This is a genomic window from Floricoccus penangensis (genome assembly GCF_001832885.1).
GTDB classification, from domain to species: domain Bacteria; phylum Bacillota; class Bacilli; order Lactobacillales; family Streptococcaceae; genus Floricoccus; species Floricoccus penangensis.
This window is the reverse complement of record NZ_MKIQ01000002.1, coordinates 59,061-74,841: the sequence shown is the minus strand read 5'-3', so window position 1 is coordinate 74,841 and position 15,781 is coordinate 59,061. Positions and strand designations below refer to the sequence as shown.

Here is a 15,781-nt window from a genome sequence, read left to right as displayed (position 1 = left end):
TTTTTTCGTTTTTGTAAAACACCTTTTACAATTTTCAGAAAATTTAAAACTATTCTGTAAATTGTATGGTATAATATCTACACTCACGATTTTATAAGACAGGAGATATACAATGAATAAAAATGAAACCTTAGAAACTACATTATGGGATCCATCTTTTGAGTCAGATGCCTGTGGTATGGGTTTTGTTGCTCATATTGATGGTCAACCAAGTCATACTCTAGTTGAATATGCATTAACAATGCTTGAGCGAATGAACCATCGTGGTGGAACTGGTGCAGAGCCAGACACTGGGGATGGTGCAGGGATCCTACTGGCAATGCCACATGAATTTTTTGTAAAAGAAGCTGAAAAAAGCAACACTACCCTACCTCAAAAAGGTGACTACGCTGTTGGTCAATTCTTTTTGCCTAAGGATAATGAAGAAAAGAATATTCTTTTAAAAGAAATTGATGAAGTATTCAAAGAAGAAAATATAGAGGTCATTTTCACTAGGGAAGTCCCTTTCATTTTCGGTAATTGTGGTCCTACATCTCAAAAAATAATGCCTTCTTTTTTACAATATATTCTTAAACGTCCTACGAATATAGAAGCAGGAAGAAGTTTTGAAGACAAGTTATTTATTGTACGAAGGATTTTAGAAAAAACTTTTGAGAATAGAGAGTTTTATATCTGCTCTTTATCTTCAAAGACAATTGTTTATAAAGGCATGCTTCATGCTTATCAAGTGGGAATGTTTTATCCTGATTTAAAATCGCAAGACTTTAAATCACATATTGCCCTTACTCACTCACGATTTTCTACAAATACTTTTCCAAGTTGGGATCGTGCACAACCATTTAGATATTTAGCTCATAATGGGGAAATCAATACACTTCGTGGTGCTGAAAATTGGATGGTGAGTAATAATATTGAGATTTATAATAAAGAAAATTCTGATTCAGCTAAACTAGAAAACTGTATGGAGTATCTATATCAAAATGGACGTGATATTCCCCATAGTCTTTTGATGATGATTCCTGAAGCAGCTAGCAAAGAAGCTTTGATTTCTGATGATTTAGCAGCCTTTTATGACTATACATCTAGTTTTATGGCACCATGGGATGGACCGGCAGCTCTAGTCTTTACAGATGGAGATACAGTGGGGGCACGTCTTGATAGAAATGGTCTTCGACCTAGTCGCTACTCAATTACTAGTGATCGTTTCATTATTTGTTCATCTGAAAGTGGAGTTGTAGATCTTGAACCAAGCAGAATAGTAGAAAAAGGAGTTCTTGGTCCTGGGAATATGATGCTTATAGATACTATAAATGGTCATATTATTCGTAATGAGGAGGTTAAAGAACATTATTCTAAAGAATATCCTTATCAAGAATGGGTTAAGAAGAATATGACTCATCTATCTGATTTAACAGATACCGATTTATTTGCCTCATCGAAAAATGAACAGTCTTTAAGTGATGAAAAACGTCAGCAAATGTGGAAACAATTTGGCTATACTGATGAAGTTGTAAGACAAGTAATTATACCTATGGCGGAAAATGGTCAAGAACCAACTGTTTCAATGGGATATGACTCACCGCTTGCTGTTCTTAGTAAACATAATCAATCTCTATATACATTCTTTAAACAACAATTTGCTCAGGTTACTAATCCACCAATTGATGCTATTAGAGAAAAAATTGTAATAAGCACAGATGTTTATCTAGGATGTGATTCAAATATTACTCAAGATGCTGCTAGTAATTGTAAAAAATTAAAATTAGATAATCCAGTTCTTTCAACGGAAGACTTTAATAAAATCTCACATTTAGACAATGGAGATTTTAAAAGTAAAACAATTTCTACTCTTTATGATGTAAATAATTCGTTGTCTAATGCATTAGAAAATTTATTTAAAGAAGCTGAAATGTTTGTGGATGCGGGAACTAATATTATTGTTTTAAGTGACCGTGAATTTACAGCTGGTAAAACACCAATGCCAATTTTGCTTGCAGCTTCTGGTCTTTACCATTACATGGTTGAACAGAACAAAGGTAAAAAATTCTCCATAGTCGTTGATACAGCAGAAGTAACAGAAGTTCATCATTTTGCAGTACTGATTGGCTACGGTGTTTGTGCCATTCATCCATATGGAGCATATGAAACTCTTGTAGATTATGGTAAAGATGATTTGGCTGATAACTACCGTCAAGCAGCGAGTAAAGGTATCGTTAAAGTAATGAGTCGTATGGGTATCTCAACAATCCTAGGATATAAGGGTGCTCAGTTATTTGAAGCAGTTGGGCTTTCAGATTCTATCGTTGAAAAATACTTTACAGGAACAGTTACCAGACTTTCTGGTCTATCAATTGAACAGATTGATTCTGAATATAAAAAACGTACAGAATATGCTTATAGCAACCATCGAGAAGATAGTTTGCCAAGTGGAGGATCATTCCAGTTCAAGGAAGATGGCGAACACCATTTATATAATCCAAAAACAATGTATACTTTCCAACAAGCAGTACGTTTATCTGATTATGAAAAATTTAAAGAATATTCTTCACTCATGGACGAAGAAGCTAAAGACAATCCAACAACTCTTAGAAGTCTTTGGGAATTTAAAGGGGATCGAAAACCTTTGAATATTGAAGAGGTGGAACCTGTTGATGAGATTGTTAAGCGATTTAAGGTTGGTGCCATGAGTTTTGGATCACTGTCACAGGAAGCTCATGAATGTCTTGCAGAAGCAATGAATTCAATTGATGCGAAGTCTAACTGTGGTGAAGGTGGAGAAAATGCTAATCGCTTTAAACCACAAGCAGACGGAAGAAATGTAAATTCTAAGATTAAACAGGTAGCAAGTGGCCGATTTGGTGTAAATGCAGCATATCTAATGAGTGCTGAAGAAATTCAGATTAAACTTGCTCAAGGTGCTAAACCTGGTGAGGGTGGGCAACTTCCAGGAAGGAAATCCTTCCCATGGGTAGCAGAAATCCGTGGTTCAACTCCAGGGGTTACCTTAATTTCACCACCACCTCATCACGATATTTATAGTATCGAAGATTTAGCGCAGTTGATTTATGACCTTAAAGCCATTAATCCTTATGCAAAAATCAATGTTAAACTTGTGTCAAGTACAGGTGTTGGAACAATTGCTACTGGATGTGTAAAGGCTGGTGCAGACAAGGTTGTAATTTCAGGTTATGATGGTGGTACTGGGGCTAGTCCTAGAAACTCGGTTCGAGATGCGGGTCTTCCTTGGGAAATTGGTTTATCAGAGGCACATCAAACTTTGCATTTAAATAATCTACGTCAAAGAGTTACCCTGGAGACTGATGGGAAACTTATGACAGGTCGTGATATAGCAGTAGCAGCTTTGCTAGGGGCAGAAGAATACTCCTTTGCTAGTCTGCCACTTGTTGCAATTGGTTGTGTTATGATGCGTGTATGTAGCTTAAATACATGTCCAGTAGGGGTTGCTACTCAGGACCCTAGACTTAGAGCTCATTTTGCAGGAAAGCCAGAACATGTGGTGAATACAATGAAATTCTTGGCTCAAGAACTCCGTGAAATCATGGCAGATCTTGGATTTTCAACAGTAGATGAAATGGTTGGTCATACTGAAGTACTCAAACAGAAGATTTTCTCAGATGAAAAAATTAATTCGCTTGATTTTAGTCGTGTGATTGGTTCTACTTTGCCAATTAGAAGCAAGAAAGTTGATCCATTTGAAGAAACCCGTAAGTGGGTTGAACTAGATTCTTTTGCCCAAGCAGCTATTGAAAATGGACAGACTCTTGAAATTAAATCACCTATAAACAACGTTAACCGTTCGGTCGGTAGCCGTATGGGAGGATGGCTTGCTGAAAGATACGGCAATTATACACTCCCAGCTGGACAAATTAAGTATCAATATACTGGTGTTGCTGGTCAGTCCTTCGCTTCATTCATTACTCAAGGTATGGAACTGACTCTTGTTGGTGAAGCTAACGATTACATTGCTAAGTCTCTGTCAGGGGGGCGTGTTATTGTTCGTCCACCACATGATGCAGGTTATGATGTAGGAAATACTCCAATAGTCGGTAATGTCGCTTGTTTTGGAGCTGTACGTGGTGAAGCATACTTTAGAGGTCGTGCTGGTGAACGTTTCTGTGTTCGTAACTCAGGCGCTCACGTTGTTGTTGAAGGTATCGGTGATCATGGTTGCGAATACATGACTGGTGGTGTTGCAGTTATCCTTGGATCAACAGGTCGTAACTTTGCTGCTGGTATGAGCGGTGGAGTTGCTTACGTATACGATGAAAAAGGTGACTTTGACCAGAGAGTTAACCATGAATTAGTGGACTTGTACAGAGTTGATGAAACTATTGGTGACGAAATTCTTAAGGAACTGATTGAAAATCATTACAAATATACAGAGAGTGATAAAGCTAAGGAAATTCTTGAAAACTGGGATGAAGAATCTAAGAAATTTATCAAGGTTTATCCAACTGAGTACCATGAAATTAAGGCAATTGAATATAAATTGAAGAGTGAAGGTGTTAATGGTGTTGATCTAACTAACCAAACATTTAATCTTGCAATGACAATGCCAAAAGAAGAAAAATATCAACTTATAAAAGTAAAAGGAGGTGAAAAATAATGGCTGATCCATTTGGTTTCTTAAAATTTGATCGTAAGGATAATCCTTATCGTGATGTTAATGATAGAGTTTTAGATTTTAAAGAACTACAAACTCCTCTTGATGAAAAGGAAAGGCAGGAACAAGCTGCACGCTGTATGTCATGTGGAATACCATTTTGTCACTCTGGTGTCTTCTATGGTGGCAAAAGAGCAGTTTCAGGCTGTCCTAATGATAATTTAATTCCAGAATGGAATGACCTAGTTTACCGCGGAGAATTCAAAAAAGCCTTCGAACGTTTGACTAGAACAAACTATCTTCCAGAGATGACAGGTCGTGTATGTCCTTCTCCATGTGAAAAATCGTGTACAGAGGCTCTTAATGGTTCGGGCGTAACTATACATGATAATGAACGATTTATTATTGATACCGCCTTTGAACAAGGTTGGGTCAAAGAATCAGGAATGCCAGTTGAAAGATATGATTATAAGGTTGCAGTAATTGGATCGGGTCCTGCAGGGTTATCCGCTGCATGGCGTCTTAATCGACTAGGATACCAAGTAACTGTCTATGAGAAAAGTGACCGTTTTGGTGGCCTTCTAATGTATGGTATCCCAAACATGAAGCTTGATAAGGATGTAGTTAATCGTAGAATTTCAGTAATGAAAGAAGTTGGAATTAAATTTCAAGCAAATACTGAGATTGGCAAGGACTTATCTTATGATCAACTAGCTTCTGAATTTAATCGTATTGTATTAGCAATCGGTGCAGGAGTGGCAAGGGATTTACCAGTAGTTGGTCGACAGGCAGAAGGAGTGCAATTTGCAGTAGACTTTTTAACAGAGGTTACTAAGGAAGTACTTGAAAGTGCAGATAAAAAACTTCCTAAATCGCTTGAAGGTAAAAAAGTAATAGTAATTGGTGGAGGAGATACTGGTAATGACTGTATTGGAACTGCCATAAGACTTGGTGCTGCTTCGGTAAGACAATTAGAGATTACACCACAGCTTCCTGAAAGTCGTGCAGCAAATAACCCTTGGCCAGAATATCCGATGACAAATCGTCTTGGTTATGGACAGGAAGAAGCTATTAACGCTGGAAATATCAACTTAACTCAATATACAAGATCAACAACTGAAATAATTGTTGATGATAGTAACAATGTAAAAGCAATTAAAACAGTTCAGGTTGATCCAAGTTTTCAGCCAGTACCTGGAAGTGAAGAGATTCTTGAAGCAGATTTAGTACTGCTTGCTATGGGATTTGTTGGAGTTCAAAAAGAGATTCTTGAGCAGTTTGAAGTTACAGAAGTTTATGATGATAATTCAACAAATAATGAAAAAGTTTTTGTTGCAGGAGATGCTAAGCGTGGACCTAGTTTAGTAATTTGGGGCATTCGTGAAGGCCGATTAACTGCAGAAAAAATTGATAAGGATTTTCAATCTCAAAAAGAGCTTGAGAGTCAGGCAGTATAAGAAAAAAAGTTGAATCGCTAACTAAACAGCGATTCAACTTTTTTTGTGGATCTTTGTCCCTCAAATATGGATTTATTGAAATTGCAAATATAACTTATGGAGATGCTAATAATGTAATATGGAAGCATATTGAAACCAAAGGTCTCAGCTCCTATAAGAATCGGAGCAATTAAAGTATTTGAAGCACTTGAAAATACTGCAGCGTAACCAAGTGAGGCTGAAAAATAAAGTGGTAACCCAAATAAAGGAGCAAGTATAATACCTAAACTAGTACCTATAGAATATAGAGGTGTAACTTCACCCCCTTGGTATCCGATAGAAAGGGTTAAAATAGTGAGTACTGCTTTTAAGAGAAAATCATAGCTATATATTTGCTTTCCGGAAAAACTTAGATTTATCAGATTTGAACCAAGACCAGAGTATCGTCCTTGATGTGCTAGAAAAAGTATCAGAGATAGAATACTTCCCAATACAGCTACACGAACTAAAGGATTAGGCAGTATTTTTGGAAATTCTTTTTTACTGGTAGACATTAAGGAAGAAAAACCAAGGCCTGCAATCCCGAAGATAATTGAAATAAGACAAATACTAAGTATATTGGAAAATGACAAATTAGGAAGGCTATCAATTGTTGGGTTAGAAGTTTTAAGCCCAAAAAACCTAACCGTCTCTCTACTGGTATAAGCCGCAATGAGGCATGGAATTAAGGCTTGATAGTTGATTTTTCCAACTTCCATTACTTCGACAGCAAAAATTGCTCCGGCAAGAGGAGTTTGAAACATTGCGGTAAATCCACTTGCAATACCAATACATATCAAATCTTTTTGTTTAAGCTTGGATTTGAAAAATTTGTTAATATTACTTGAGATAGTCGCTCCAATCTGCATGGATACCCCAGTTCGACCAGCACTTCCTCCAAAGAGATGAGTGAGCCAAGTGCTAATCATAGCAAATGGTACTAATCGCAGAGGGATGTCTATATTATCATCAAAAGCAGCATTGAAAATTAAGGTCATACCTTGTTTAATATTGCTACCATACTTTTGATAACAATAAACAATTACTACCCCAATAAGGGCAAGAAATGGAATTAGAAAATGAAAATGATCAATTCTAAAGTTAGTGATGTTTATTAAAATATTTGCAAACAGAGCATCGCAACAAGCAATGATGAATCCAATTGGTAGAGCAAAAATACTAAGAATAAAGAGATAGAAATATTTGCTTTTCATAACTAGGTCCTTCTTGGCTATATGATCTATTTATACACATTCTTAGATAACTTTTTGTGCACCATAGATTGATTTGTTAAAGTTAAATGTATAACTTAAAGCAATTGAAATTATAAAAAATGGAAGAGTATTGAAGCCGAATACTTCACATCCTATCAGGACAGGAGCTAGAAATGTATTAGTTGCACTAGAGAAAACTGATGCATACCCGAGAGCTGCGCAGAAGGCGACTGGAAGACCTAAAATTGGAGCCATTATTGCGCCAAGACTTGCACCAATCGCAAATAGAGGGGTCACTTCTCCACCTTGAAATCCAACAGATAAAGTTAAAATAGTAAGTAGGAGTTTAAGTATAAAATCAAAGCTATAGATTTTTTGTTCATCTAGGGCAATGCTTATTAGATTAGTTCCTAAACCAGAATATCTTCCTTGAAAGAAGATAAACATTAATATAGAAAGTATCACTCCACCAACTGCAATCTTAATTAAAGGATTGGGGAAAAGTTTTGTCAATTTAACTTTAGCATAAGCTAGTAAATATGAAAACAAAAAACCTATTAGACCAAATAATATTCCCAAAAAGGCTACTTTGAAAATTTGTGTATAATCATAATCTGGAATATTATTTAAACTAAAAGTGAATTTTTCTAGCCCTAGAAAATTTGAAACAGAACTTGCTGTAAATGCCCCGATTAAGGCTGGGAGTAAAATTTTATAATTTAACTTACCAGCAATCATCACTTCAATTGCAAAGAAAGCAGCAGCAAGTGGGGTTTGAAATAGTCCGCCGAAACCTGCTGCCATACCTACAATTACCAGAGTCTGTTTATACTTTTTAAGTCCTAAAAGATTTCCAAGATTATTAGAAATCGTTGCACCTAGTTGAACGGCGACTCCTTCACGACCAGCACTTCCACCAAATAAGTGTGTTAACCATGTTGAGATAATTGAAAATGGGATTAATTTAGAAGGTATCACATCTTCGTTACCAAAACCAACATCAAAAACAAGTCCCATTCCTTTTGCAGCTCTTCCAGCATACTTTTGATATGACCATGCTATAAATACACCAACTGGTGCCAAAAATGGGATTAAGTAGACGAAGTACTCTGTTCTGAAATCAGATAATTTTAATAAAATAATTCCAAAGAAAGCATCGACTGCACCTGTTAATACTCCGATTATTATTGCAAGCAAAGAAAGTATTAGAATTTCAGAATAATACTTTTTCATTGTTCAAGCTCGATTTCTTGAAAGTTTCTAGAATTCTTCATTATATCTTGAAAGGTAGCTACAATTGAATCTGCAAAAATAGGATTTTCAACCCTTTCCCTTGTTTTTTCAAGTACAATATTTTCACGCGAATTATCAAGAACCGGAAGATTATTTTCTTTTTTGTAGGTAATAACTTCTTGAACCAATTTCATGCGTTCTTCCAGTAATTCAATTATTTGTTTATCTACATCGTCAATCTGTTTGCGAGTTTCGTCTAAGTTCATATAAAAAACACTCCTTTTTTGCTATAATATATCTAATACATTATAACAAATTTGATAGTAGTGGTGAGAAAATATGGATAAAAAAATCGATAATTATAAAATAATGCTAGCTCAATTAGAAGCACTGATTTCAGGTGATGAAAATAACGTCCTGTCTAATTTATCTAATGCATCTGCTTTACTTATGACCACTCTGCCAGAAAGTGTTTATACAGGCTTTTATCTTTTCGATGGAGAAAAACTGGTTTTGGGACCATTTCAAGGTGGTGTCTCTTGTGTAAATATTAAATTAGGTAAAGGTGTTTGTGGTGAAAGTGCTGAGAAGGAACAGACAATAATTGTTGATGATGTCACTAAACATAAAAATTATATCGCCTGTGATTCTAAAGCTCGTTCAGAAATCGTGGTACCAATGATAAAAAATGGTAGTCTTTTGGGTGTACTTGACCTTGATTCAATCAATGTTGCTGACTACGATGAGATTGATAAAGAATATTTGGAAAAATTTGTTGAAATATTAATTGAAAAAACAGAATGGAAATTCTCTCAATTTGAGGTAGAAAAATAATGAGTTATCAAGCTTTATATAGGAAATATAGGTCGCAACGTTTTGACCAAATGGTCGGTCAAGAAGTAGTATCGACAACTTTAAAAAATGCAGTAATAAATAACCAGATAAGTCATGCTTATCTTTTTTCAGGGCCTCGTGGAACAGGTAAAACAAGTGCAGCAAAGATATTTGCTAAGGCAATTAACTGTCCTAATCAAGTTGATGGAGAGCCTTGTAATGAGTGTTTTATCTGTGAGTCAATCTCTAAGGGTAATTTAGATGATGTAATTGAACTTGATGCAGCAAGCAATAATGGTGTCGATGAGATTCGTGAAATTCGTGATAAATCAACATATGCGCCAAGTGTTGCTAAATATAAAATTTATATCATTGATGAAGTTCATATGCTTTCAACAGGTGCTTTCAATGCGCTTTTGAAAACCTTGGAAGAACCAACAGAGAATGTTGTATTTATTCTTGCGACAACTGAATTGCAAAAAATTCCAGCTACCATTCTTTCTCGTGTTCAACGTTTTGAATTTAAGTCAATTACAACCCCAGCTATTGAGAAACATTTAGCAGAGGTACTTGATGATGAATCAGTAGAATATGATGAAGAAGCTCTTGATGTAATTGCCAAGTCAGCAGAAGGTGGAATGCGTGATGCACTTTCAACACTTGACCAAGCCTTAAGTCTTTCTGATGGTAGAGTTACATTGGAAGATGCTCTCTTGGTAACGGGTAGTATTAGTAGTCAGGCAATGGATGCTTATGTATCAGCTATCCTTAACTTTGATACTGACAATGCTCTAGCAGAGCTTGATATCTTATTTGATCAGGGCAAAAATATGCTTCGTTTTACCGAAGACCTAATGTTTGCCTTACGTGATTTACTTTTGAGAGATCACTTAGAAGTGGATAAAAATTTAATTTTTGATTGGATTGATATAGCCAGCGATAGCATGCAGACTCTTAAATCTTCTGCTCAAACTAAAATTATCGCTGATGTTATGACAATTAAGATGACTAATACCAGACCGAGTCAAGTTCAAACCGGAGCTAGTATGGTAGAAATCCCAGCTAATGTTGAAAGTGAAATTGCTAATCTTCGAGATCAAGTGCGAGAATTAGAAAAAATGATAAATAATGCTAGTTTGAACATGGCGACTACTGATTCCAATGGGAATAATAGTAATAATGGTAGTTCAGTGAAAACTAGTGCTTATTACAGTCGTGAACGTGTTTTTAAGGTGCTCGGAGAAGCAACTAATGAGGATCGCTTATCAATGATCAATGCTTGGGATGAGTTGGTTGCACATTTTACTAGGCCAAGTGAACAGGCTTTACTCAATAATACAATTCCAGTAGCAGCAAGTAAGAATTTTGTTGTTGTGACTTTTGGTCATGAAAATCTTGCAAGAAAGATCATGTCTAACAAGACATTACTTGCTCAAGTAGGTAATCATTTAAGTAATATCATAGGAATGTCTCCTGAAATGATCGCTTTATCAGAAAATGATTGGCAGGAGCTACGTAGTGAATATGTAGCTAATCGAAAAAAACAAGCGCGCGTGGGTGGAGATAATCAATCAACTGAAACAAGTGGGGAGTCATCAGATAATGTTCTTGTAGATGATGCCTCAAATAATGATTCAGAGATATTAGAATTTAAGAATCTTTTAGCTGAGAAGATAATTGAGATAGAAGATTAAGAATTTCATTATAAAAAACAAAGGAAAATTAAACAATTGTGGAAAAGAGAATGCTTTCTAAACTAGGACAATCTAGCCAAAAAATTTATGAAAATTTTTGGCTGAGAAATTTAATATTTATTTTATTATCAGTTATATATATATTTCCAATGGTAATTCACAAGAGTGTATACTCCTTTAACCAGGATGCTCTTTTTCATTTAAATAGGGTTTATGAGATAAAAGAAGGTATCGAGGTAGGTAAGTTTTTTCCAGATGTCTCAGCTTTTACTTTTGGCTCTAGTGGGTATGGAGTAAACTTTTTTTATCCAATATCTTTTATCTACATAATAGCAATTATTTGGTGTATTGTCGGAAAGGGGATAACGGCCTACTATATTTCAGTATTTATATTCCTTCTTTTTTCTCAAAATATTTTATATAATACTGGGAAAAATTTTTTCAAAAATACAAAAAAAGCCATTTTATTTAGTATATTATTTACTTTTTCTATCCATAACATGGGTGTATTGTTTAATGCTGGTAATATGGCAATAACTTTTGCAAGCTTGTTTATTCCTGTAACATTTTTTGGATTATATGATATTTTTTATAGAAAAGGTGAATTTTGGTATTATCTTCCAATTGGCGCATCCTTAATATTATTAAATAGTCTTGCAGTAACATTTATGATGGTGCTATCATCAATTATATTTGTTATTTTATCTATCTATTTTAGAAAAATTACTTATAATAGTTTCTGTAAACTGATTGTCTCAACAATTTTTGTTACGATGTTATCAAGTTATTTTTTAGTTCCTTTTTTAATTCAAAAAAAATCTTTAGGAGAAAATTTATCAGGACCATTTTTAACAAATATACAGAAATTTACTGCTAATATAGGTAGCTCTGTTCAGTTGAATATATCAAATACATATGGTAGCTATGCTTCTCTAACAATTGGTATTGCATTGTTAATACTATTACTCTACTTTTCAATAATCATATTAAATAATCTTAATAATAAAAATTTTAATAATTCAAAAATATATTTAATAATATTTGTAATATATTTTATTTTACAAAGTAATCTATTTCCATGGCACCTATTTCAAAATTCATTTTTGAATATTATACAATATCCAGGAAGGTTTTCAGTATTTGCCAACGTATTTTTGATAATATTTATTGTTGAATTTTTAATTGAATGTAATTTGCCTAAAGAGCATAAAGTTATTTCTGTTGTTTTCATTCTATTTTCATTGTTCTTTGCTTCCTCTCAATATTCTTCAAATCTCATTGGGGTTAATAATGAGCAATATAATTCCACAATTAAAACTAATCCACTTTTCTTAACAAATGATACATTAGTAGAAAAGTTGATTAATAATAAAAATGGGATATCGGATTATAGGGATAAAAAACAACTTGTTTATAATTATAAGGATGATCCATCACTCATTAAACAAAATTTGGTTGATGTTTTGAATAATAAAATTATTTTAATTGATAATAAAGAAATAGATGTCAAATTAACCCATGATAATTATACTTTTATCGCTAGTAATCTACCAACTGGAAACCATGAAGTTCAGCTTCCGATGACGTGGTATAAAGGATTTGAAGCAACTGATGAAAAAGGAAACACTCTTCCTTTGTCGAAAAATGATAAGGGCTATGTGATGGTGGAATCGGAAAATCAATCACAGATAAGGGTGACGTATGTGAAGAGCCTTATTGAAAAAATGTCAATAGTTATTTCAGTAATATCATGGGTATTGCTAACGATTTATATTGTATTTAGAGCAATTAAATCACATAAAATATTTATTAAATAAAAAACTGACGAAGTCCAATATCTGGATTTCATCAGTTTTTTAATTTAATATTTGTACCGTACATTTTGATTGGATAATATTATATTTATAATTATTAACCAATTTTCATTTTATCAATACGTCTTGAATTTAAGAACCAGTATTGATGATAATCACCTCTTAGTGCTTTGAATTCAATAGGGACATCTCCATTTTCTCTAATTTTTTCTTCTAGATATTCTTTTAATACCCAAGGGTCTTCAATATGAATTGCATCAAGATTTAATGTATTTTCGATTATTTCTGGTGTGGTATTCAAGTCTTCTGCGATTCTTTCAATCGTTAGGCCAGAAAGTGTTAAATTATCTTGGAACTCTTTTTTAGTTTCAATTGTTTGTGAACGTGTTAATGACATATTTATTACCTCATACATTCTTTTAAATTAAATAGTTGTAATTTAAACTATATACAGATAATATACTTTGAATAATTACTTGTCAAATAAAAAGTTTTAATTACAAGTGTTTAGCTGCATATATTAAAAAAGAGGACTCTCCTGTTAGAAGTCCTCTTTTTGTATTAATTTTAACGTAGATAACGTTGTAAAAATTCTCGCGTTCTTGCTTCTTTAGGATTAACAAATAGTTGTTCAGGGCTACCTTCTTCAGCAATTACTCCTTTGTCCATAAAGATAACACGGTCCGATACTTCACGTGCAAACTCCATTTCATGGGTTACAATTACCATAGTAAGACCAGATTTAGCAACTTCATCCATGATATTTAAAACTTCACCTACCATCTCTGGGTCAAGTGCACTAGTTGGTTCATCAAATAATATTACTTCAGGATTCATAGATAGAGCACGTGCAATAGCTACACGTTGTTTTTGTCCACCTGATAATTGTCTTGGTCGTGCTTGAACAAAGCTATCCATGCCAACTTTTGTAAGGTTTTCAAGGGCAATTTTTTCAGCTTCAGAACGTTCTCTTTTAAGAACAGTTGTTTGGGCAACGATTAAATTTTCTAAAACATTTAGGTTTTCAAAAAGGTTGAATGATTGGAATACCATACCTAAATGAGTACGATATTTAGGTAAGTCATATCCCTTTTGGAGAACATTTTCTCCGTGGTAGAGAATCTCTCCCCCAGTTGGAATCTCAAGTAAATTGATGGATCTTAAGAGAGTTGATTTACCACTTCCTGAGCTTCCGATGATTGAAATAACTTCACCTTTATGAATATCCATGTTGATATCTTTAAGTACTTCATTAGAACCAAAAGATTTTTTAAGATGTTTAATTTCTAATATTTTTTCTGCCATTACTTTTTAACCTCCGCTTTAACCTGCATTTGATTTGCGCCTGTTGTGTGTGTATCAGTGTCTAATTTCTTCTCAACGAAGCGAAGAATACGTGTAACTGTAAATGTTAGAACGAAGTAGATTACTGAGATGATGGCGAAAGTTTGGAAGTATTGATAGTTTTGTTGGGCAACTGTGTTACCTTCAAAGAATAACTCACTAACTGAGATTACATTCAATACTGAAGTATCTTTAATGTTGATGACAAACTCGTTACCAGTAGCAGGCAAGATATTACGAACTACTTGCGGTAGAACAATCTTGCGCATAGTTTGACCGTGATTCATACCGAGGGCACTGGCAGCTTCGAATTGCCCTTTGTCAACAGCAAGAATACCACCACGGACAATTTCACTCATATAAGCACCAGTATTGATTGAAACGATAATTAAACCAGCAAGAGTTCTGTCCATATTAATTCCAAAGGCTTGTGCAGTACCATAGTAAAGAACCATCGCTTGTACAATCATTGGAGTACCACGGAAGATTTCAATATAGGCATTCAAGAACCAACCAAATGCTTTTTGAAGCCAAGCAAGTACAGTATTTGCTGCCTTTGGAGCAGTACGGAATACACCGATTAAGAGACCAATGATAGTACCGATGATAGTACCAATTAGTGAAATATAAAGAGTAACACCAGCGGCACGTAGGAATTCAGGACCATTTTCTTTGGCGATATTTAAAACTTGATTCCACCAACCAACTTTTTTATCAGGATGATCTTGCAAAGCAGTCATTTCATCCATGATTTTTGTTTGATCTTCTTCAGAAATAGTAGACAGAACCTCGTTGATAACAGGTAGGTTCTTATCACCTTTTCTTACCCCAACAGCAGTCTGAGTATCTTCAGGATTAGTCTTGAAACCATCACCATCCTTGAATTGAATCATCTTAAATGAATCGTTGGCTGCTTGAGCAGTAATCCCTTCAGGACGTTCACCAACATATCCATCAATTGTTTTAGATTGAAGAGCGACACGCATGGCCGAAAAATCCGACATGGCTTGTTCTTGTTTAACTCCTGGAATTTGAGGAATCAAATCATAATGGAAGGTACCTTGTTGAGCTGTAATCTTAGCACCTTTAAAGTCAGATAACTTAGTTGCATCAGCGTATTTACCGTCTTTATTCACAACAATAACAAGATGGCTTGTATAATAATTATCTGAGAAATCAATCTGTTGACGTCTCTCAGCAGTTGGGCTCATACCTGCGATAATTGCATCAATCTTACCAGATGTAAGGGCAGGAACAAGACCATCCCACTTAGTTTTAACAACAACAAGCTTTTTATCAAGCTTATCAGCTATTTTCTTTGCAATTTGCACATCATAACCATTGGCATATTGATCTGAGCCATCAATTTTCACAGCTCCATTAGCATCAGTTTTTTGTGTCCAGTTGAAAGGTGGGTAACCTGCCTCCATACCTACACGAAATTCACCTTGATCAGCTTGTACACTTGATACAAATGCAAAGACTGAAAGAAGTGGTAGTAAGAATGCTAGTAATTTTTTCATCACATCTCCTAAAAATAAAATTTTAT

General features: G+C 34.5%; 11 protein-coding genes. 5 read left to right on the top strand and 6 right to left on the bottom strand.

Annotated elements, in window-relative coordinates; genetic code table 11:
- Positions 1-112 precede the first annotated feature (112 nt).
- Together gltB and BG262_RS00965 are read left to right on the top strand one after the other, a co-directional pair.
- Positions 113-4,627 carry a glutamate synthase large subunit gene (gene gltB / locus BG262_RS00970; RefSeq protein ID WP_070787024.1) on the top strand — a complete coding sequence of 1,505 codons (4,515 nt, stop codon included), beginning with the start codon at positions 113-115 and terminating at the stop codon, positions 4,625-4,627.
- A complete protein-coding gene (locus tag BG262_RS00965; RefSeq protein WP_070787023.1) occupies positions 4,627-6,081 on the top strand; it encodes a glutamate synthase subunit beta in 1,455 nt (484 codons plus the stop codon). The genes gltB and BG262_RS00965 overlap by 1 nt, the downstream gene beginning before the upstream one ends.
- Positions 6,082-6,098: 17 nt before the next feature.
- On the opposite strand, the gene BG262_RS00960 is transcribed toward BG262_RS00965, so the two are convergent.
- From BG262_RS00960 to BG262_RS00950, 3 genes are read right to left on the bottom strand one after another with little or no spacing between them, the layout of a single operon-like run.
- Entirely contained in the window at positions 6,099-7,313 is a 1,215-nt protein-coding gene (locus tag BG262_RS00960) for a chloride channel protein (RefSeq protein WP_070787022.1), read from the bottom strand.
- 42 nt (positions 7,314-7,355) lie between these two features.
- Positions 7,356-8,546, bottom strand: coding sequence for a chloride channel protein (locus tag BG262_RS00955; protein WP_070787021.1), 1,191 nt, complete (start codon positions 8,544-8,546; stop codon positions 7,356-7,358).
- Entirely contained in the window at positions 8,543-8,812 is a 270-nt protein-coding gene (locus BG262_RS00950; protein ID WP_070787020.1) for a chorismate mutase, read from the bottom strand. The genes BG262_RS00955 and BG262_RS00950 overlap by 4 nt, the downstream gene beginning before the upstream one ends.
- A 73-nt stretch (positions 8,813-8,885) precedes the next feature.
- Here BG262_RS00950 and BG262_RS00945 point away from each other — a divergent pair, with 73 nt between their 5' ends.
- Genes BG262_RS00945 through BG262_RS00935 form a run of 3 tightly spaced genes read left to right on the top strand, consistent with a single transcriptional unit; the run spans position 8,886 to position 12,891 of the window.
- Entirely contained in the window at positions 8,886-9,380 is a 495-nt protein-coding gene (locus BG262_RS00945) for a free L-methionine (R)-S-oxide reductase MsrC (protein ID WP_070787019.1), read from the top strand.
- On the top strand, positions 9,380-11,074 hold the full coding sequence (dnaX, locus tag BG262_RS00940; RefSeq protein WP_070787018.1) for a DNA polymerase III subunit gamma/tau: 1,695 nt from the start codon (positions 9,380-9,382) through the stop codon (positions 11,072-11,074). Before BG262_RS00945 ends, dnaX begins: the two co-directional genes overlap by 1 nt.
- Before the next feature lie 38 nt (positions 11,075-11,112).
- Positions 11,113-12,891 carry a 6-pyruvoyl-tetrahydropterin synthase-related protein gene (locus tag BG262_RS00935; RefSeq protein ID WP_143602626.1) on the top strand — a complete coding sequence of 593 codons (1,779 nt, stop codon included), beginning with the start codon at positions 11,113-11,115 and terminating at the stop codon, positions 12,889-12,891.
- Between the two features lie 94 nt (positions 12,892-12,985).
- Here BG262_RS00935 and BG262_RS00930 read toward each other — a convergent pair whose 3' ends face one another.
- The 3 genes from BG262_RS00930 to BG262_RS00920 all read right to left on the bottom strand — a co-directional run bounded on the left by BG262_RS00930 (position 12,986) and on the right by BG262_RS00920 (position 15,755).
- Positions 12,986-13,285, bottom strand: a complete 300-nt coding sequence (locus BG262_RS00930; RefSeq protein WP_070787016.1) for a DUF2316 family protein — start codon at positions 13,283-13,285, stop codon at positions 12,986-12,988.
- A gap of 170 nt (positions 13,286-13,455) precedes the next feature.
- The gene (locus BG262_RS00925; RefSeq protein ID WP_070787015.1) at positions 13,456-14,193 is read right to left on the bottom strand and encodes an amino acid ABC transporter ATP-binding protein; all 738 of its coding nucleotides are present in this window, start codon (positions 14,191-14,193) and stop codon (positions 13,456-13,458) included.
- Complete coding sequence (locus tag BG262_RS00920) at positions 14,193-15,755, bottom strand: ABC transporter permease subunit (RefSeq protein ID WP_070787014.1); 1,563 nt, start codon at positions 15,753-15,755, stop codon at positions 14,193-14,195. Before BG262_RS00920 ends, BG262_RS00925 begins: the two co-directional genes overlap by 1 nt.
- Positions 15,756-15,781: the final 26 nt, after the last annotated feature.